The 20,562-nt window shown below is 41.1% G+C and carries 17 protein-coding genes, 1 other RNA gene and 1 other annotated feature; of the genes, 4 read left to right on the top strand and 14 right to left on the bottom strand.

All coding sequences use genetic code 11. The features are described from left to right. Positions 1-107: 107 nt before the first annotated feature. The 5 genes from BM126_RS13005 to BM126_RS12985 all read right to left on the bottom strand — a co-directional run bounded on the left by BM126_RS13005 (position 108) and on the right by BM126_RS12985 (position 4,019). On the bottom strand, positions 108-1,355 hold the full coding sequence (locus BM126_RS13005) for a glutamate-5-semialdehyde dehydrogenase (protein WP_090989900.1): 1,248 nt from the start codon (positions 1,353-1,355) through the stop codon (positions 108-110). Between the two features lie 16 nt (positions 1,356-1,371). Further along, positions 1,372-2,457, bottom strand: coding sequence for a glutamate 5-kinase (proB, locus tag BM126_RS13000; protein WP_090989899.1), 1,086 nt, complete (start codon positions 2,455-2,457; stop codon positions 1,372-1,374). Between the two features lie 64 nt (positions 2,458-2,521). Next, positions 2,522-2,739 (bottom strand) — a binding site (T-box leader). Between the two features lie 100 nt (positions 2,740-2,839). After that, entirely contained in the window at positions 2,840-3,133 is a 294-nt protein-coding gene (locus tag BM126_RS12995; RefSeq protein ID WP_090989898.1) for a hypothetical protein, read from the bottom strand. A gap of 140 nt (positions 3,134-3,273) precedes the next feature. Then, a non-coding RNA gene (gene ssrS / locus BM126_RS12990) (6S RNA) lies at positions 3,274-3,462 on the bottom strand. A gap of 80 nt (positions 3,463-3,542) precedes the next feature. Continuing rightward, on the bottom strand, positions 3,543-4,019 hold the full coding sequence (locus tag BM126_RS12985; protein WP_090989897.1) for a C40 family peptidase: 477 nt from the start codon (positions 4,017-4,019) through the stop codon (positions 3,543-3,545). Between the two features lie 364 nt (positions 4,020-4,383). Between BM126_RS12985 and katA the strand changes: the two genes are divergently transcribed. After that, on the top strand, positions 4,384-5,841 hold the full coding sequence (katA, locus tag BM126_RS12980) for a catalase KatA (protein ID WP_090989896.1): 1,458 nt from the start codon (positions 4,384-4,386) through the stop codon (positions 5,839-5,841). A gap of 242 nt (positions 5,842-6,083) precedes the next feature. Further along, on the top strand, positions 6,084-7,346 hold the full coding sequence (locus BM126_RS12975) for a two-component system sensor histidine kinase NtrB (RefSeq protein ID WP_090989895.1): 1,263 nt from the start codon (positions 6,084-6,086) through the stop codon (positions 7,344-7,346). 39 nt (positions 7,347-7,385) lie between these two features. On the opposite strand, the gene BM126_RS12970 is transcribed toward BM126_RS12975, so the two are convergent. Continuing rightward, positions 7,386-8,003, bottom strand: a complete 618-nt coding sequence (locus tag BM126_RS12970) for a VC0807 family protein (protein ID WP_090989894.1) — start codon at positions 8,001-8,003, stop codon at positions 7,386-7,388. Positions 8,004-8,166: 163 nt separating this feature from the next. Here BM126_RS12970 and BM126_RS12965 point away from each other — a divergent pair, with 163 nt between their 5' ends. Together BM126_RS12965 and BM126_RS12960 are read left to right on the top strand one after the other, a co-directional pair. Continuing rightward, positions 8,167-10,137: an AMP-binding protein gene (locus BM126_RS12965; RefSeq protein WP_090989893.1), complete on the top strand. Its 1,971-nt coding sequence runs from the start codon at positions 8,167-8,169 to the stop codon at positions 10,135-10,137. Then, the gene (locus BM126_RS12960) at positions 10,121-10,618 is read left to right on the top strand and encodes a DinB family protein (RefSeq protein WP_090989892.1); all 498 of its coding nucleotides are present in this window, start codon (positions 10,121-10,123) and stop codon (positions 10,616-10,618) included. The genes BM126_RS12965 and BM126_RS12960 overlap by 17 nt, the downstream gene beginning before the upstream one ends. A 282-nt stretch (positions 10,619-10,900) precedes the next feature. On the opposite strand, the gene nadE is transcribed toward BM126_RS12960, so the two are convergent. The 8 genes from nadE to BM126_RS12920 form a co-directional block, all read right to left on the bottom strand. Further along, positions 10,901-11,731: an ammonia-dependent NAD(+) synthetase gene (gene nadE, locus BM126_RS12955; protein ID WP_090989891.1), complete on the bottom strand. Its 831-nt coding sequence runs from the start codon at positions 11,729-11,731 to the stop codon at positions 10,901-10,903. An 86-nt stretch (positions 11,732-11,817) separates the two neighbouring features. Continuing rightward, entirely contained in the window at positions 11,818-13,290 is a 1,473-nt protein-coding gene (locus BM126_RS12950) for a nicotinate phosphoribosyltransferase (protein WP_090989890.1), read from the bottom strand. Between the two features lie 578 nt (positions 13,291-13,868). Then, positions 13,869-15,401, bottom strand: a complete 1,533-nt coding sequence (locus BM126_RS12945; protein WP_090989889.1) for an acyl-CoA carboxylase subunit beta — start codon at positions 15,399-15,401, stop codon at positions 13,869-13,871. A gap of 16 nt (positions 15,402-15,417) precedes the next feature. After that, entirely contained in the window at positions 15,418-16,200 is a 783-nt protein-coding gene (locus BM126_RS12940) for an enoyl-CoA hydratase (RefSeq protein WP_090989888.1), read from the bottom strand. 30 nt (positions 16,201-16,230) lie between these two features. Then, positions 16,231-17,145, bottom strand: coding sequence for a hydroxymethylglutaryl-CoA lyase (locus BM126_RS12935; protein ID WP_090989887.1), 915 nt, complete (start codon positions 17,143-17,145; stop codon positions 16,231-16,233). 18 nt (positions 17,146-17,163) lie between these two features. Continuing rightward, complete coding sequence (locus BM126_RS12930) at positions 17,164-17,376, bottom strand: acetyl-CoA carboxylase biotin carboxyl carrier protein subunit (protein ID WP_090989886.1); 213 nt, start codon at positions 17,374-17,376, stop codon at positions 17,164-17,166. Between the two features lie 18 nt (positions 17,377-17,394). Then, positions 17,395-18,750: an acetyl-CoA carboxylase biotin carboxylase subunit gene (locus tag BM126_RS12925; protein WP_090989885.1), complete on the bottom strand. Its 1,356-nt coding sequence runs from the start codon at positions 18,748-18,750 to the stop codon at positions 17,395-17,397. Positions 18,751-18,810: 60 nt separating this feature from the next. Further along, on the bottom strand, positions 18,811-20,445 hold the full coding sequence (locus tag BM126_RS12920; protein WP_090990292.1) for an AMP-binding protein: 1,635 nt from the start codon (positions 20,443-20,445) through the stop codon (positions 18,811-18,813). Positions 20,446-20,562: the final 117 nt, after the last annotated feature.

Below are 20,562 nucleotides of genomic sequence, written 5' to 3'. Positions count from 1 at the left end.
CTTTGTCACGGTTGGATAAGTAAAAAGTGCGGATTTTTCATCCTTAGTTTGAAAGAAATTACTAATACTATTGGGTAGCCTTTGTCCTTATGAATTGAATCTATTTGCTAATCCCGGATATGCCCATTCCCATAAATGAAATATTTAGTTGTAGTCAATGCGGGCAATCCCATAGGTCCCCTGGCATGGAGTTTTTGAGTGCTTATGCCAATTTCAGCTCCATAGCCAAATTCAAAGCCATCCGTAAATCTTGTCGAGGCATTATGATAAACTGCGGCAGCATCTACAAGGCTTAAAAATTTTTCTGCATGTTTTTCATTTTCTGTAATAATGGCCTCTGAGTGTTTCGTTCCATATTTATTGATGTGCTGAATTGCTTCATCTACATTTTCTACTGTTTTAATGCTGAGCTTAAGTGCCAAATATTCTGTTGACCAATCCTCTTCTTCTGCTTGTTTCGCCTCAGTAAAAGCTGCACAAACGGTTTCATCTCCATATATTTCAATTTCTTTTTCGTGAAGGATGTATAAAAGGTTCCTACCATGCCTCTCAAACCATTCTTTTTGTATTAAAACACTTTCAATAGAATTGCAGACGGAGGGGCGCTGTGTTTTTCCATTTACAAGGATACGGACTGCCATATTTTCTTCTGCTGTTTCATCAATAAAAATGTGGCAATTTCCTGCACCGGTTTCAATAACTGGAACAGATGATTCTTTTATCACTGTATCAATCAGTTTTTTGCCTCCCCTTGGAATAAGCACATCTAAATATTCCCGCAGCTGAAAAAATTCTGCAGCAGTTTTTCTGCTGCTGTCTTCAATCAGCTGTACCGCATAAGAAGGGATATCCGTTTCATTCAGCGCATCTTGAATAACTTTTACTAGAGCCATATTGGAATGTGCTGCAGACGAACTTCCTCTTAATATGACTGCATTACCTGTTTTAAGGCATAAAGCAGCGGCATCAACGGTTACATTCGGCCGCGCTTCATAAATCATTCCGATGACACCAATAGCAATCCTGCATTTCTTAATCAGCAGTCCATCATCTTTATGTATCGTTTCAAGCACTTCACCGATGGGATCATCCATTTCAATTAATAAATCGATGGCCGCTGCCATATCTTCAATTCTTTTCTCACTGAGCATAATACGGTCCAATATAGACGCTGAAAAGCCTTTTTGCCTGCCAGAGTGAAGATCTTTTTTATTCTCATGTATGATAAAATCTTTATTCTCAATAAGCTTCTGAGCAATTTTGTTTAGAGCCGCGTTTTTTTGCTGAGAGGTTTTCCCCGTTAATAAATAGCTGGCTTTTTTGGCTGCTTTACCTTTTTGGATTAATTCATTCATTCCTATGCCTCCCTTATTAGAAGTTCACCCATTTATTTCTGTGAATCACTTCAGTTAATCCAGCACCTAAATCTGCACTGTGTTTACCCATGGATTCCCTCAGATCCTCCCCTGAATAAAGTACTTCCCCTCTGCCAAGGAGGCCATTAGGGCCGTGAACTTCAACAACATCTCCCCTATTAAAATAGCCCGAAATATCATAAATTCCTGATGGAAGCAAGCTGCATCCCTTTGACATGAGTGCTGTTTCTGCACCTTCATCAATGAAAATTTTTCCGGCTGCTTGTGAATGAAGGGATATCCACTGTTTACTGTTTGCCAGCTGATTTAAATTTTTCCTGCCAATATAGGTGCCGTCTCCTTCACCTTCCAAAATCTCTAATAGTTTCATTGGTCCGGTCCCACTGCCAATAAAAACTTTCACCCCCAAAGAGAGAGCAGTTTTTGCCGCAAGCAGCTTTGATTTCATGCCGCCTGTTCCTATATTCGTAACTGTTCCCTGCGCACCTTTAAGTATTTCTTCGGTTATTTCAGGCAAGCAGCCAATTTTTTTTGCTTTTTGGTCTCTATGAGGATTACGGTCATATAACCCATTTACGTCTGTCAGTATAATAAGCTGATCGGCATGTACTAAGCCGCTTACAAGAGCTGAAAGCATATCGTTGTCTCCAAAAGTCAATTCAGCAACTGATACGGTATCATTTTCGTTAATTATAGGCAGTATCCCCCGCCCAAGCAGTTCAGACAATGTTGAATAAGCATTTTGATAACGATCTTTCTTGGAAAAATCATTTCTTGTTAATAAAATTTGTGCAGGTGTGATGCCAAAATTGCGGAATTGTTCCGTATAGGATTGTATCAGGATGCTTTGCCCGACAGCTGCTGCTGCCTGTTTTCCTTTAACTGTTACAGGTCTTGATGAGTATCCAAGTTTTTTAAAGCCGGTTGCAACTGCACCTGAAGAGACAAGTACAACTTCATGGCCCGCTCCTCTTAATGCCGCAACAGCCTGGATATGGTCGGAGAATTTTTCATCATCAATTTCTCCATATTTATCAGTGATGGAGCTGCTGCCAATTTTCACAACGATCCGCTTCTTCATTTATTCATCCTCCTGCACACTTTTTATAGAAGAGAAAAACACAAAAAGCCCTTTTCATCCTTATATAAAGGACGAAAAGGGCAATTTTCCGCGGTACCACCTTAGTTGGACACAATGCAATGTATCCCTCTTGAATTGATAACGCTAAAAAATAGCGCCTATGCATTAACACAGGACTCAAGAAGCAGGTTCTGCAAATTTATTGCTGCGGGTATTTCAGCATGCTACTCCGCTCTCTGTAACATAAACTTTTGCATACTAATCTTCTTTCAACGTTCAAATATTTTTTTTTATTATGCAAAATAATATCCTTCGTGTCAAACATTATCTGACGCCAGGAAGTACAAAAGTAAAAATGATCCCGGGTGTCCTTTTCACTCTGTTAACGGTAAATATATATGCTGCCATCTTGATAAATATCAATGGTCTGAAAACTGGCTGAAAAATCTGTTCCGTCAACCATTTCAAATCTTGCCAATTTTTCTTGTCCAGATCTGTAGGCCTCTGCATTCAGCACTAGAACATAGCTAAATATTTCCTGCCCGCCCTTTTCCTTTTTGTTTTTATATGTAAAGTGGTCCATATAATATTGCTTAAAATATTCTCTGGCTTCCAAATGATTGTTAAAAGCAGGAAAACTTTTTTCTTCTTCATGAGTTATTTTTTGAAATTCCAAGATTGTTCCTCCAAAATTTAATATTTTTATTAAAGGAAATGCCTATTTGCTGTAGAAAACATTCTATCTCCATAAAAATTGGCAGCACATATAACTAAAAAACCAGCTCCCGATAGGAAACTGGCTTGGGATAATAGTATAAGGAAGCCGCACTTGCCGTAACTTGCAAGAAAGTTTTAAACCACCACTTCTCAAAGTGGGTGTTTGCAGAACCATTCCTGTCTTCCTCTCGCATTGAATGAGGCATGACATTTCTGTTTCGATATAAAACTCCCTATTACAGCTTAAAGGTTAAAACTTAATTATCATTACGTACAATGCAGCTTACTAGTATATTACACCTGGTTAGGCAGGTTAAGCAATGGAAATTTATACATAATGTTTATACTTTAATGCTGATTGAAGAACTTCACTTTACGATTCGTTTAGCTCCTGCATATCGTTCACTATAATATTTTAACGAAAGTGACTGAATGCTTACTCCCTTTGAAGCAGCGGCAATAAATTGGTCTTGGCCGAGAAAAATCCCTACAAAAGAAACATTCTTCCCATCAATTTTAAAAAATACAAGATCCCCCTCCTTTAATGTTTTCTTTTGAACAGGAGATCCCATTTTGTATTGCTCTTTAACTGTACGGGGAAGTTTCAGCTTTGCATATGAATGACTGAAAACATATTGGGTAAAACCTGAAGCATCGAACCCGTTTGGAGTTGTTCCTCCCCATTTGAACGGCTTCCCATTATACAGGCCTGCTGTTGCGGCTGCTTCCTGACCAGGTGAAGGACTTGCTTTGGCACTTTGAGACAAGCCGGGCACCATTGAAAAAGCAAAGAAAAAAATAAATACAGTAATAAATATTGTTGTTATTTTTTTAAAAACCCTCAAAAACAGTCAGCTCCTTTTTTTAAATTACTCAGAAAACCACATTGACCATGATATGATATCGACCACAAAGTATTCCTGTTTTCAGCTAGTAAAAGCTTTTCGCAGGTTTGACAAGAGCTGATAGCAGCAGATGGCGGCGCATTCCTGAGAAAAATGCAGGCAGCCGGAAAACTTATCATGTGCTAAGTATGGGATTATCTGCAGGTTCAGGCATCACCAGAAGTAATCATCAAAACGATAAATTGCAGAATAGTATTATAATGAATTAAATATTACATTATAATTATTTTAAATAACTATTGATTTTAAACTAATAAATGTTATCATTTAAACTATCTTACTATTTCAAGAGGTGATTGATACTATGACAAAAAAACTTACAACAAGCTGGGGAGCTCCCGTTGGGGACAATCAAAACTCAATGACTGCTGGAAACCGCGGCCCGACTTTGATCCAAGACGTGCATCTTTTAGAAAAACTCGCTCATTTTAACCGGGAACGAGTACCTGAGCGTGTTGTACACGCCAAGGGTGCAGGGGCACATGGATATTTTGAAGTCACCAATGATGTATCGAACTATACGAAAGCCAATTTTCTTTCTGCTGTAGGTCAGCGCACACCAATGTTCATCCGCTTTTCAACTGTAGCAGGAGAATTAGGCTCCGCTGATACTGTCCGTGATCCCCGCGGATTTGCTGTAAAATTTTATACAGAGGAAGGAAATTACGATCTTGTCGGGAATAACACTCCTGTTTTCTTTATCCGCGACGCCATTAAATTTCCTGATTTCATTCATACACAAAAAAGAGATCCTAAAACACACCTGAAAAATCCGACCGCTGTCTGGGATTTCTGGTCCCTTTCCCCAGAATCACTCCACCAGGTCACGATTCTGATGTCTGACCGGGGTATTCCAGCGACGTTCCGCCATATGCATGGATTCGGAAGCCATACCTTCAAGTGGGTTAATAACGAAGGTAAAGCTGTTTGGGTTAAATACCACTTTAAAACTGAACAAGGTGTCAAAAACCTCGATGCTGACCTTGCCGCAAAGCTGGCAGGAGAGCATCCTGATTATCATACCGAGGATCTTTTCAACAGCATAGAAAACGGAGACTTTCCTGCATGGAAGCTCTACGTCCAAATCATGCCTGCTGAAGATGCAGACACCTACCGATTTGATCCTTTTGATGTAACAAAAGTCTGGTCTCAAAAAGACTATCCTTTAATTGAAGTGGGCCGTATGGTACTGAACAAGAATCCTGAAAATTATTTTGCTGAAGTGGAACAGGCCACTTTTTCTCCCGGAAGCTTTGTGCCTGGAATTGAGGCTTCACCGGACAAGATGCTTCAAGGAAGATTGTTCGCATATTCAGATGCCCACCGCTATAGAGTAGGGGCCAACCACAACAGCCTGCCGGTCAACCGTCCTAAAACAGAAGTGAATAACTATCAGCGCGATGGCCAAATGCGTTACGATAATAATGGCGGAGGCTCTGTATATTACGAGCCAAACAGCTTTGGAGGCCCTTCAGAAACGCCTGAAAGCAATACTTCTCCTTTCAAAGTGGAAGGAATGGCTCAATCAGTTTCTTACGATCATAACGACCATTATACACAGCCGGGAGACTTGTACCGCCTGCTGAGTGAGGAAGAAAGATCAAGGCTGATTGAAACAATCGTGGATGCCATGAAACCAGTTAAAATGGAAGAAATCAAACGCCGTCAAATACAGCATTTCTACAAAGCTGATCCTGAATTTGGGACACGGATTGCTGCTGGTCTAGGTTTGCCGATTACTGTTCCGGCAAACGTGAAATAATATATCCATCCATTCTCATTTAACAAGCATTATTCTCAAAAAAGGGCATCCGCTTCTCAGCGGATGCCTTTTTTTGAGAATAATAATGCTGTCTAATTGTGGCTAACCCCGCCTGTTCATCATGCTCTCCCTGATTTCTTTTAGAAAAATTCACCTGGACTTCTAGTATAATGAAAAAAATTATTATATAGTGTAAAAGATTGGAATATTATAATCTGCTTTTTTTGTTAGGAGTTTTATAAATGGACAATGACCAAAATTATTTAGCTGAATTAAAAAGGTTAAGAGAAGAAAACTCTTTTTATAAAGAGCTCATTGATGAACTGCCCTTTTCCTTTTCCTACTATAGTCAAAAATATGCTAGAAAACTTGAAAAAAGTTTAGAAGAGAGTACTTCCCCGGTTATAACAGAAACGAGTTTGGAAAATACCTCCGATAATAACTTACTGCAGATTTCATCGGCCTTCGATCCATTAGACGAGATAGAAGCTATCCTATTGCCTATATTGGACCAAATACCCCACCATATCGTTTTCATTGACCAAAAAGGGTATATAACTCTTTGCAATACACAGGCTGCCAAAGACCATGGTGTAGACCGGGGAGAAATAACCGGGAAGCATATCCGTGACTTAATGAAAATACCCGATGAAAAAATAATGATCCTGGAATCTCTTCGAATGGAAAAAGAACTGGTCAACCATGAAATATGGGACCGCAACTATTATAATGTAAACACAAAAATCATCAGAAACCCGGACGGTTCAATCAAGAGGGTTGTAGGAGTATTTTACTTTCTGCATGCCATAAAAGAAGCAGAAAAACAAGCACTTGCCGGACGGATTGCAGCAGGCATTGCCCATGAAATACGGAATCCCCTTACAACTGTCCGCGGTTACTTACAGCTGCTTCAAGGCAATTTAAGCCCGGAAATATCCGAGCTTTTTACATCACTTTTGATTCCTGAGATAGACCGGGCCAATAACATCATATCCGAGTTTCTAAGCATTGTCCGTCCCGCAAAGACCCATGATGAACGGCTGAATGTTGAGGAATTTTTTGAAAGCTATTTAAATAAATTCATGAAAACACAGGCCCTTCTATTTAATGTCGAATATATCTATAATAAGGACGCCTGTACAAAAAACCTGTATTTCACTGGTGATAAAGAAGAGCTTCTTCAGGTTTTTATGAATTTATTCCAAAATTCCGTTCAAGCCAAGGGGAACCAGGATCTAAAGGTGAACATTACATTAAAAAAAGCAGACGATTATATTCAATTCATATTTGCAGATAACGGCCAAGGCATTGATTCCAAAATACTCGCAAATATCTTTGATCCATTTTTTTCCACAAAGGATTATGGAACAGGATTAGGCTTATCTGTTTCACGAAATATTATTGAAAGCCATAATGGCATGCTTAGTGTATCGAGCAATGAGGATGGCACATCATTTTTCATTGAACTGCCTCTTGCTGAAGAAACTGCTAACTTAAATTCTTGAGTGATGAATACTTCAAAGAGCTGCAGACTGGTTTTAGGATTAGATTCTTTCCGGATCCTGATTAATCAGTTTGCTAATATAAATAAATCCCCCTATGCAAACTATAGTAAAAGACCATGTGATTGCCTGTTTATAAATGATTCCATGGTCAAAAGCCTCTACCCCATACTTCTTAATAAGCAGCAGCATCACAAAGGATAATACCAATTCCCTTGCTGCGAACAGCATCGTAATCAATTTGAAAACGTTTAAAACTTTTTTTTGCCAAAACAAATCATTCATGCTTGCCCTGTCATTCCCCTGCATTTCTGCTAAATCCAGAGAAAGCAAAAGAGCTGCGGGCTTATTCGAGAAAATCGTCAGCAAAAAAAATAGCGCTACAGCAATTGAGTAAAAGACATTATTCCACAGCAATTGAAGGGCCGAGCCGGCAAGGAAGTCTGAAGCAGTTCCTATGATGAGGGATGCCAATATGAAGATGCCCGTGAAGTTTATTTTTTTTACTTCATAAAAGCGGAAAGCACTGTATAATATTCCGGGAATGGATGATGCAAGTATTGTATTATAATCACCCAGATAACCCCTTCCAGCATTCCAGACTATTAAAGGAATCGCTGCATAAAAAATGATATCCAGAAGGATGATATATTTTTTCATACTCTCTCCTCTTTGCTTTAAAATTGGGGAAGAAACACCCCCGCTTCCCTGCTCACTCTATGTTTATTCTTTCTTTTCAATACTTTTCCTTTTATTATATAATGGAATAGACATAAATTTTTGAAATATCAATGAATACAGAAAATTCCACAGGGGGTTTCATATGGATTCAAATCAAGCAGTGTGGTTTCCGCACGAAGAGGACATGAAACAAACCAGAATGTATAAATGGATGGAGAAACTGGGAATCAGAGAATATGATGATTTTTATGAAAAATCTATTGATGATCTGGCCTGGTTCTGGGATGAAGCAGTAAAAGAATTGAATATCACCTGGAAGCAGCCCTACAGCAAAACACTCGATTTAAGTAAAGGGCTAAAATACCCTAACTGGTTTTTTGGCGGCAAAATGAACATTTGTGAAAATGCAGTTGACAAGTGGGTAGCCAATACTGAAACTAGGACAAATAAAGCACTTATATGGCATGGTGATGACGGAAAGGAAATCATCTACACCTTTGAAGAACTGTCAAAAGAAATTGACAGGGCGGCCTCCGGATTATCTGATTTAGGGGTAAAGAAAGGCGATATCATCGCCATGTACCTCCCAATGATTCCTGAAACTGTCATCAGCATGATGGCCATTGCAAAAATTGGCGCTATTTTCTCTCCTGCATTCTCAGGATATGGAGCGGAAGCTGTAGCAACAAGGATAAACAGCGCTGAAGCAAGGTTCCTGATAACAGCAGATGGATACCTTCGCCGCGGTAAAATCGTAAAAATGAAGAAGGAAGCGGACAGGGCAGTCTCCATGTCTCCTTCTGTCGAAAAAGTAATAGTCGTTAGAAGATGCGGATCTGATATACCGTGGGATGAAAACAAAGATGTGGCATGGGGATCTTTACTGAAAAATGAAAGCACTTACACGTATCCGGATACAGATGCAAGTGATCCTGTCATGCTTATTTATACTTCAGGGACCACAGGGAAACCAAAAGGAGCAGTACATACCCATTCGGGCTTTCCAATCAAATCAGCTTTTGATGCTGGAATCTGCATGGATGTCAACCAAGGCGATACCTTTTTCTGGTATACCGATATGGGCTGGATGATGGGGCCGTTCCTTGTGTTCGGCGGACTGGTAAATGGAGCTTCCATCGTTCTGTTTGAAGGAACCCCCGATTTTCCAGCACCAGATAGAATATGGCAGCTTGTTGAACGATATGGAGTTACCCATCTCGGCATTTCTCCTACACTGATCCGCAGCCTTATGAAACATGGGCCTAAATGGGTCGACCAATATAAAATGGATACACTGAAGATGATTGGTTCCACCGGTGAACCTTGGAATCCCGAGCCTTGGATGTGGCTATTTGAGCATGCAGGCAAAAAAAAGGTGCCCATTGTAAATTATTCGGGAGGTACAGAAATATCCGGAGGCATCCTTGGCAATGTACTTTTAAAACCAATTTCGCCAATCACCTTTAATGCCGCTCTTCCAGGCATGGATGTTCATGTTTATAATGAAAATGGCGATTCAGCCCTGAATGAGGTTGGGGAATTGGTGATTCTCAAACCATGGGTGGGCATGACCAATGGCTTCTGGAATGAAAATGAGCGATATGAAAACAGCTATTGGAGCAGATGGGAAGATACATGGGTGCATGGAGACTGGGTAATAAAAGATGATAATGGCTTCTGGACCATTACCGGACGTTCTGATGATATCCTTAATGTTGCCGGAAAAAGGCTTGGCCCGGCCGAGATGGAATCAGTCCTTGTTGAACATGCCTCCATTTTAGAAGCGGCGACGATCGGGATCCCGGATGAAGTTAAAGGAGAAACCGCGGTTTGTTTTGTTGTATTAAATACAGGAGCTATATTTGATGACCTTTGTAAAAAAGAATTATATGACCTGGTGGCAGCGCATCTTGGAAAATCACTTAAACCAAAAGAAATTTATCCTGTTGAAGAGCTTCCAAAAACAAGAAATGGAAAAGTCATGCGCAGATTACTCAAAGCATCCTTTTTGAAACAAGAAACAGGTGATGTTTCCTCTCTTGAAAATCCTGATATCCTGGAAATAGTTAAAAATTTAAATATCGTGATACCCGAATATGACCGAAAAGAATAAAAGTCAGCCAAACAATATACATGATTGCCATTCTGTTCTGAACCAGCTAAAGATTGCTGTCGATTCAGCCAAGGAAATGCTCCAGCAGACACCCGAAAGTATGATGGCCTGGCAGCCGGCAGAAGGTAAAAGAAACATCCGTGAAATGTTCGTCCACCTTTCAATTCTGTGTGAAGCGGATTTGCTGATTTCTAAAGAAGCTTCATCGAAGTATATGCAAGAATATTACCAGCGGCAGCAGCTTTTTTCTAAAGATAAAATACTCGCAGCTTTTGACCGCTCCTTCGAATCTTTAACAGCAGCAGTTTCTGATTATACGGAGGATGATTGGAAGAGAGAAACAACATCTTACTGGGGTGTTTGTTATTCGGGATATGAATGGCTCCTCGAAATACTCGGGCATTTTTATCATCATCGCGGACAGCTCCATGCCTTTCTTACTATCAAGGGCTGCCGCATCAATGTTTCTTTATTTCAATAGGCTGTTTTCGTAAAATTTGTTGCTATTAAACAAGGTGGTTGATTTCCGCTCCAGGATGCTCGCTTTCCGCGGGGCAGCCGTTGAGCCTCCTCGTCTGCGCCTGCTTAGGTCTCACCTGTTCTGCTCATCCCGCAGGAGTCTCGCACCTTACGCTCCAATCAACCTGACTTGACAATGGGAACGCCTCACATAACAAATTAAATAAACAACAATCTTTAAGAAAAGAGCCTTTCAATAAAAAAAAAGGGAAGACTGAATTTTTTCAGCCTTCCCTCTTTTTCATTATTTCCACCAAGTATCATAAACTGATATGGCTTCATTACGCTTGTGTTCTGTTTTTAGATACCAGCTTTCAATTTTTTCTGCGGCATCTTCCCTGATTTCCTTGCCTTCTAAGTAATCATCAATATCATCATATGAAACGCCAAGAGCTACCTCATCCGGCACTAAAGGTTTGTCATCCTCCAGGTCGGCAGTCGGTATTTTCATATAAAGCCTTTCGGGTGCACCAATTGATTTCAGGATAGCTTTTCCCTGCCTTTTATTAAGGCGGTATAAAGGCACAAGATCCGCAGCTCCGTCGCCATGCTTTGTGAAGAATCCTGTTACTGCTTCGGCCGCATGGTCAGTTCCAAGAACCACACCATGATATAAACCCGCAAGATCATATTGAACTTTCATTCTTTCACGGGCTTTAACATTTCCTTTTAAGAAATTCGACAGTGTTTCTCCAGTTGCCTCTTCAACAGCCCTGACACTTGCATCAACAGAAGGCTTGATATTCACTGTGATATTCATAGATGGCTTTATGAAAGCAAGTGCTGCCTGCCGGTCATCTTCATCAGCCTGAACACCGTATGGAAGGCTGACCGCAATGAAGGAATAATCAGTTCCGGCTGTCTCCTCATTCAATTCGTTCACAGCTGTCTGTGCGATATATCCGCAAAGAGTAGAATCCTGGCCGCCTGAAATTCCAAGCACCAAGCTTTTCAGAAAGGTGTATTTTTTCAGGTAATTCTTTAATAAATCAACACTTTTCCTGAATTCAGCCTGAGGATCAATTTCCGGTTTCACCAGAAGTTTTTCAATGATTTCTTGTTGAATTTTCCGCAATTTCGTTACCCTCTTTCTAAATAGAATTATATATAGTGAACCTGAATTACAGCATTCACAAATACAAAAAGTATCTAGCCCGGCGGCTAATTATTTTTAATCAGGTTATCAACATTTTCCTTTACTTCTTTAATATTTTCCATTTTATTATTCCAGCATTTCTCGCTTAAATCCACAGGATATTCTTCCGCATTCAATGCCCTTTTATATTCGGGCCACAGCACATCCAAATTATGTTTGGAATATGTTCTGATTTCTTCTATATCAGGCATTTCATAAACTAAGCTGCCAGCGTCAAAAATATCTTCATGCAGATCTACCGCCTTATAGTCGGTCACAAATTTGCTGAGAAATGTATGGACCGGGTGAAACATCTTCAGTTTTTCTTCATCTTGAGGGTTTTCGCCCTCCATGGCAATATAATCCCCTTCAGAATGATGATTAAATGAATTAATAATCCTGTAGACACGCTTAAGCCCTGGAGTAGAAACTTTTTCAGGATTTGAGGAAATTTTGATTGTATCCATCATATTCCCTTCCTTGCCTTCAATTGAAACCATTTTATACACGGCTCCAAGTGCCGGCTGGTCATATGCGGTAATCAGCTTTGTACCTATTCCCCATATATCGATTTTCGCTCCCTGCTGCTTCAGGTTGATAATGGTATACTCGTCAAGATCATTTGAAGCAACTATTTTTGTATCCCTGAAGCCTGCTTCATCGAGCATCTTTCGTGCTTCTTTAGATAAGTAAGCCAGGTCTCCGCTGTCGAGCCGTATGCCCAGGAAATTTATTTTATCTCCCAGTTCCTTTGCAACGCGGATGGCATTCGGGATGCCCGAACGCAGGGTATCATAAGTATCAACTAAGAAAACACAATCTTTATGGGTTTCAGCATATTTATGAAATGCTTTATATTCATCCTTATATGCTTGAATCAGGGCATGTGCATGTGTCCCTGAAACCGGGATGCCAAAAATTTTCCCGGCACGGACATTGCTGGTTGATTCAAAACCAGCTATATAAGCGGCACGCGCTCCCCAAATTGCTGCGTCCATTTCATGTGCCCGCCTTGTCCCAAACTCAAGGGCAATTTCATTTCCAAGCACTTGCTTGATCCGGGATGCTTTTGTTGCAACGAGTGTTTGGTAATTCACAATGTTTAATAAAGCTGTTTCTACCAATTGAGCTTCTCCCAGGGGTGCTTCCACCCTTAAAATCGGTTCATTGGCAAAAACAAGTTCCCCTTCTTTCATACAGCGGATATTCCCGCTGAACTTCAAACCTTGGAGATATTGCAGAAAATCTTCATTATATTGCAATTCCGATTGCAAATAGTGTATATCTTCTTTTGAAAAATGGAAGTTTTCTATATAATCAATAATTCTTTCCAGCCCAGCAAATACGGCGTAGCCGCTTTCGAAAGGAAGACTTCTGAAAAAGATTTCAAAAACAGCCTTTTTATTATGTATCCCATCTTCCCAATATGTTTGTGCCATATTAATCTGATATAAATCTGTATGCAGTGCGAAGCTGTCATCCTGGTACTTTGTGCTCATGTTCATTTCCTCCCAAAGAGAGCATTTAAGCCTCTCTCTCTATCACAATGCCGCTCTGGCTATTCAACCCGGCATCATCTATTGCCCCTTGTTCAGCTTGCCGCGGCTGGTATGCTTGCCTCTTTTTTTTAATATAGTCTCATTTCCCCAACTAATAAACCCATTATATTGTACCCCTAATATAGTGAAGGGGAAAGTTTTTTTCCACATTGTCTATTACTCGTTACAAGCGACGTCCAATTTATATCTTTCTTAAAAAATAATCCGTACAATTTTTTATGAATTTCCTGGGAAGCACTTAGTTTTCTGCTTCATGTTTGAATCAAGTACTATTAAAAACCCTTTGCTGATATAAAACGAGGCGGATTCCGCGGGGCGTGCGGCAAGCCCACCCAAAATGCAGCAGTATCACAGTCCTGAATTAACAGAGTTTTTTTAATTAGTACATATAGTATACTCTTTTTTAAAATTTTTCAACGGACGAAACAATATGTATGCCAAACCATACCCTATCTAAAATTAATTTCTGTTCAATGTGGAAAAACCCGGCATAGCTGCCGGGTTTTGAAGTCAAAGCATCAGACTGGATAGACACCATGCTTTCTTTCTGTAAAGGTCTGCTGTTTTGTGCTGTATGTTTCAAAACGCTTGATCAATTCATTTCTCAGCTCATCCGGCTGTACAATGCTGTCAACGATCATTTCAGATGCAAGGCGGTATATGTCGATATCCTTCCTGTACTCTTCACGTTTCAATTCAATAAATGCTGCTCTCTCTTCAGGCGGAAGAGCATTTATTTTGTTTGCATACACTGCATTCACAGCAGCTTCAGGGCCCATTACAGCAATTGAAGCAGATGGAAGTGCAAGGCAGCAGTCAGGTTCAAAAGCAGGGCCTGCCATCGCATATAATCCTGCTCCATAAGCTTTCCTTACAACAACTGAGATTTTTGGAACGGTTGCTTCGCTCATCGCGGAAATCATTTTTGCTCCGTGCCGGATAATTCCAGCTTGTTCTACCTTGGTCCCAATCATGAAACCTGGAATATCGGCTAAAAAGAGGAGTGGAATATGAAAGGCATCACATAAAGTTATGAATTTGGCTGCTTTGTCTGCAGAATCATGGAACAGTACCCCGCCCTTTACTCTTGGCTGATTGGCAATGATTCCGATTGTCTGTCCATGTAAACGGGCTAAGCCTGTAATAAGCTCTGGGGCAAACAGTTTTTTGATTTCACAGAACGAATCCCTGTCAATTAGCCGATTGATCAGATCATACATATTGAATGGGGCGTTCTGGTTTGATGGGATGATATCTTTTAATGTTTTTTCATATTCATTCGGAAGCACAGCTTCAACGGGTTCAGGTTTTTGCTGATAGTTTGAGGGGAAATAGGATAGATAGCGTCTTGCATACCCAATTGCTTCTTCTTCAGACTTAACCAGTACATCTCCGCATCCTGAAACTGAACAATGCATCTTAGCCCCGCCCATTTCTTCCTCGCTTACTTTCTCGCCAATGACCATTTCAGCCATGCGCGGCGAGCCGAGATACATGGAAGCATTTCCTTCCACCATCACAACAATGTCACAAAACGCAGGGATATACGCTCCGCCTGCAGCAGATGGACCAAAAAGAAGGCAGATTTGAGGTATTTTTCCGGAAAGCTTTACCTGATTATAAAAAATCCGGCCTGCTCCCCTTCTGCCAGGAAACATTTCTACTTGATCAGTGATTCTTGCACCAGCTGAATCGACCAGATATAAAAGTGGAACGTGAAGTTTTTCAGCGGTTTCCTGTATCCTGATGATCTTTTCAACCGTTCGGGCCCCCCATGATCCTGCTTTAACAGTAGAATCATTAGCCATCACACAAACCGTCTGGCCATTGATCTTCCCTATCCCTGTTACAACTCCGTCTGCAGGAAGCCCCTCACTGGCACAATTCGCAAAAAATGCATCTTCGATCTCTATTCCTTCATCGAATAAGAGTTCAAGTCTTTTACGGACAAACAGTTTACCTTTTTCTGCATTTTTTTCATGATACTTCTCATGCCCGCCCTGACTGATTTTCTCGACAGTTTCATTCAGTTTTCCAAGTAATGTTGACATCGTGACAGCTCCTCTATTAATGGCCTGTATAAACAGGCTTGCGTTTTTCTTTAAATGCTTGAAGCCCTTCCAGCCTGTCATTCGTATCAATAATAGTTCCGTAGCATAGCTCTTCAATTTTTAAACCTGCCTGCAGGCCTGTCTCAGCACCCTGGTTGATCGCTTTTTTTGATGCCCTCAAGGCAAGCGGAGCATTTCCGGCGATTTCACGGGCAAGGGTAAAGGCTTCTTCCATCAGACTTTCTTTACTTGCGGTTTTGCTGATTAAGCCTATACGTTCTGCTTCTTTTGCATCAATTCTTCTTGCTGTAAATATCAGTTCTTTTGCCTTTGCAAGTCCGATAAGCCGCGGAAGCCTTTGTGTTCCTCCTGCACCCGGAATGATTCCAAGTGAAGTCTCGGTAAGCCCAAAGCTGGAATGGCTTGAGGCAATGCGGATATCACTGGCAAGTGCAAGCTCAAGCCCTCCTCCAAAAGCAGAGCCATTCATTGCACAAATCACCGGAACAGGGAGCTCCTCCACCCTATTAATGGTTTCACGGATCAGGGCCACTGTATTCCTTACTTCAAGCTCATTCATACCGGCACGTTCCTTTAAATCTGCTCCTGCACAAAAAACTTTTTCTCCTGATCCCGTCAGTATAAGACAGCGAATGAACTCATCTTCATGAATACTCTGCAAAGCAGCCTTCATTTCATTCAACATTTGTCTTGATAATGCATTAGCAGCCTTTGAACGATTCAAACTCATAACCGCTATTCCAGATTGATCCTTATTTAATTCAACAGATTGCACCATACTATGCTCCTTTCAAATACTGCCGCGCAATTATTTAGCTGATTCATTTAATTGATTATAAATGGCCATCTGGTGGCTCGGCAGCGGTTTATCCAGTTCATTTTGCATGATATGTGCCGCTTTCATCAGTTTCCTTGAGTCAATGCCCGTTTTAATCCCCATATTTTCAAGCATATGGACAAGGTCATCTGTTGCGAGGTTGCCGCTTGCACCTGGTGCATATGGACAGCCTCCAAGGCCGCCAAGAGAAGCATCAAAAGTTTCTATTCCAAAATCAAGGGACTTCAGTACATTTGCAAGTGCCATTCCATGTGTATCATGAAAATGCAGCGCTAATTTACTTTTATCAAATCTTGCAAGTGTTTGCCTGAGAACCTCCTCAACCTGTCTTGGATTGGCGATTCCTATTGTATCCCCAAGAGAGAGCTCGCTGATCCCCATACTAAAGAGTTCCTCGCACACCCTGAATACCTGGTCAAGAGGTACTTTCCCTTCATAAGGGCAGCCAAATACAGTTGATACGTACCCCCTGACAGTCTTGCCATGCTTCTGAGCAGTCTCTGCCACTTCTTTTAAGACTGGAAAGGTTTCTGAAATTGATTTATTGATATTTTTTTTGTTGTGAGTCTCGGAAGCTGACATAAAAACTGATATTTCATCCATACCAGCGTTTAAGGCAGCTTCCAATCCTTTCATATTCGGCACAAGGGCAGCATATACAATACCCTGATATCTCTTGATGCCTGCTGCCACTTCTGCTGCATCGCCAAGCTGGGGAATCCAGCTCGGCCTGACAAAGGAAGTTGCCTCGATATAAGTAAGGCCTGTTTCTGATAGAGCGTTGATCCAGTCTATCTTCCTTTCTGTAGAGACAATAGCTTTTTCATTCTGAAGCCCATCTCTTGGCCCAACCTCTTTAATTGTTACTTTTTCTGGCCATTTCATTGTTTTCCTCCGCTCTATTTATTCAATAATAGCGAGTATGTCTCCCTCGTTCACAAAGTCCCCTTCACTTACTTTTAATTCTTTAATATTGCCGTTTGACTCAGCAGAAATTGGAATTTCCATTTTCATAGATTCCAGAATAATGATATCCTGGCCTTCTTCTACCTTTTCATTTTCTGAAACCACAATCTTCCATACGCTTCCAGCCATGCTTGCTTTAATTTCTTCCATCTTTGAATCCCCCATTTCTTATGTTGTCGGCGATGATTTTTTATAGTATTTTTCAATATAATCTGTTGTGGTGTCTCCATTTGCGAATGCTTCATGAGAAATAATCTGTTTTAGCATAGGTATATTCGTTTTAATACCGGTAATTTCATAGTTATCCAGTGCATCCTTCATTTCCTTGATTGCTTCTTTTCTTGAAGCCCCCTTTACAACAAGCTTCGCAATCATAGGATCATAGAATGGAGATACCGCAGAAGACGAGTGGATCGCCAATTCATGGCGTATATTATTTCCTGAAGGAAGTTTAAGACTTGTTATCTTCCCTGGTGATGGAAAAAATGTATTCGGGTCTTCCGCGTAAATCCTGGCTTCTATGGCATGCCCTGTTCTTTTAACATCTTTCTGGGTAAATGCAAGCTTCTCCCCAGAAGCAATCCTAATCTGCTGCTCCACTAAGTCCAGTCCCGTTATTTCTTCTGTGACCGGATGCTCTACCTGAAGCCGGGTGTTCATTTCCAAAAAGAAAAAGTCCTGATTTTCATCCACTAAAAATTCAAGTGTGCCTGCATTGGTATACCCGATGGCTTGAACCGCCTTTAAAGCAGCCTCCCCCATCTTCTTGCGGGTAACTTCATTAAGGAAAGGTGACGGAGCCTCTTCCAGAACCTTTTGATGCCTGCGCTGAATGGAACACTCTCTTTCCAATAGATAAACAGATTCTCCATAATGGTCTGCCAGCACCTGTATTTCAATATGACGGGGCTTTACTATCCTTTTTTCAATAAACATGTCACCATTGCCGAAAAACATTAAAGCCCTTTTCTGGTTGCCTTCAAATGCTTTTCTAAGTTCCGCTTCATCAGAAACGGCCTGCATGCCTATTCCGCCGCCGCCAGCTGATGCCTTCAGCATAATGGGATAGCCAATGGATTCTGCTGCCCTTATAGCTTCTTCCGCATTTTCAAGCGGCCTCGAAATCCCCGGTACCAGCGGAAGTCCTGCCTGTTCCATTGTCTTTCTGGATTCAACTTTATTACCCATCTTTTCAATCACTTCGGGTTTAGGCCCTATGAAAATTAATCCCTCTTTTTCACAGATTTCCGCAAATTCTCTGTTTTCGCTTAAAAAACCGTATCCCGGGTGAATGGCATCACATTTAAAAGTTTTTGCCGCTTCCATAATTCTCTCTATGTTTAAATAACTTTCCTGTACCTTGGAGCCTCCTAAAAGGAAAGCCTCATCCGCTTCCTTTACAAAAGGGGCATCTGTATCTGCTTCTGAATGGACAGCCACAGTGCGGATTTCCATTTTTTTGCATGTCCGGATTATTCTTGAGGCAATTTCTCCTCTGTTTGCAATCAGTATTTTTTCAATCAATTGACATCCTCCTTCCGGTTTTTGGAATTAATCTTATAGGACCCTTTGCTCACGGAATTGTTAATGATATTGTCCTAAAACATTTTTAGACTGCTCCCGCAGCTTATACTTCTGAATTTTTCCGGAAGCCGTCATAGGATATTCTTTCGTAAATTCTATATATCTTGGAATTTTGTGTTTTGATATATTTCCCTTACAATAGTTTTGAATTTCTTCTGCCGTAAGCCCGGAATTTTCTTTAGGAATAATCCATGCCATCAGTTCTTCTCCATATTTTTGATCAGGTACACCAATTACTTGTACATCCATCACACTTGGATGCTGGTAAATGAACTCTTCCACTTCACGGGGATACACATTTTCGCCGCCCCGAATGATTACATCCTTCAAACGTCCGGTAATCTTACAATAGCCATTTTTGTCCATTACTGCTAAATCTCCTGTGTGAAGCCAGCCAGCTTTATCGACGGCAGACTTTGTTGCATCGGGATTTTTGTAATATCCCTTCATAACATGGTATCCCCTGGTGCATAGTTCGCCCTGCTCTCCTCTTTCAGCTTCCTGATCTGTTCCAGGCAGCATGATTTTCACTTCAACATGCGGTAGCGCCCTTCCTACAGAGGAAACCCGAAGTTCTATATCATCATCACTTCTCGTTCCCGTTATCCCAGGCGATGACTCAGTCTGTCCGTATATGATTATGATTTCATTTGCTCCCATTTTCCCCACCACATTTTTCATGACCTCTATCGGGCAGTTTGAACCTGCCATGATGCCAGTGCGCAAACTTGTGAGATCATATTGATCGAAGTCCAAAAGATTGAGTTCCGCAATAAACATAGTAGGAACTCCATGCAGTCCTGTGCATTTTTCATTTTGAACCGTTTTAAGCACTGTTCTGGGATTAAATTCCTCAACGGGGACCATTGCTGCACCCCAGGCCACACATGCCATCGTCCCGAGCACACACCCGAAGCAGTGAAAGAAAGGAACAGGGATGCACAGACGGTCTTCCTTAGTCAATTTCATGCAGGAACCGATGCTATGCCCATTATTCACCAGGTTTGAGTGTGTAAGCATCACTCCCTTGGGGAATCCTGTCGTACCTGATGTATACTGCATGTTAATCACATCGTCCGGATTCATCGTCCTCATCCGAAAATCCAGCATCTCTTCTGTAACCGAAGCTGCACCTCTTAAGAGATCATCCCATGAAAAAGTTCCTGGGTACGCATTGTCTGAAAGCACAATTACATTCTTTAATTGAGGCAGCTTTTCAGATTGCAGCTTTCCAGGCTGACAGGTACGAAGCTCAGGCACAATTTCGTAAAGGGTATCAATGTATGAATGATCCTTGAATTGTTCCATTAATATCAGCGTGCCCGAGTCGGATTGTTCCAGCAGATATTCAAGCTCGCTTTTTCGGTAATTCGTATTGACCGTAACCAGTACACCGCCCATTTTTCCTGTTGAAAATTGAGAAATCAGCCACTCAGGCTTGTTGGAAGCCCAAATTGCGATATGGTCTCCCTTTTCAATTCCAAGTGACATAAACCCTCTGGCAGCCTGCCGGCAAATCTTTTCAAATTGGCTGTAAGTATAACGCAAGCCCAGATCGTGATAGACAACCGCTTCTTTTTCCCCTGCCTCCCTGGCAGTGTTTTCCAGCAATTCTCCAACCGTTACACGCAACAATTCAGACATTAAAATCCTCCTTTTCAGTGATTATTTGCAGAGACGTCTGTCGAAGCGGAAGCTGTCAATTTTTTGGGGGCTTATATAATTTCAATCTAAGATTCTCCTTACTGATGA

The organism is Bacillus sp. OV322, assembly GCF_900112495.1.
Classification (GTDB): Bacteria; Bacillota; Bacilli; order Bacillales; family DSM-1321; genus Peribacillus.
This window is presented reverse-complemented; position numbering and strand designations above follow the sequence as displayed.